1 pseudogene is annotated in these 316 nt (G+C 48.1%); it reads left to right on the top strand.

Annotated features, from left to right (window positions below):
- A pseudogene (locus ACT3TU_RS14415) lies at positions 1-316 on the top strand (hypothetical protein); the annotation flags it as partial.

Consider the following 316-nt stretch of genomic DNA (forward strand, 5'->3'; position numbering starts at 1 on the left):
GCTTGGTTTGCTTGGTCCGATTGGTGTTGAAGGAATGCTTGGTTTGCTTGGTCCGATTGGTGTTGAAGGAATACTCGGTTTGCTCGGCTCAATTGGCGTAGCAGGAATACTCGGTTTGCTTGGTCCAATTGGCGTAGCTGGGATACTTGTCGCTGGTGGCTTTACTGTAGGGGGCTCAACTGAGTCAACTGGAGGTTGCACTGCTGGTGGCGTGCTATCATCGTCTCCTCCACAGGCAGAAAGCATGATAGAAACAATGGCAATGCTTAATGCCTTTAATGGAAGTGCTGTTATAATTTTCAATTTAGACCCTCAC

This window comes from Psychrobacter sp. AOP3-A1-26 (assembly GCF_052378235.1).
In the GTDB taxonomy this organism is placed as follows: domain Bacteria; phylum Pseudomonadota; class Gammaproteobacteria; order Pseudomonadales; family Moraxellaceae; genus Psychrobacter.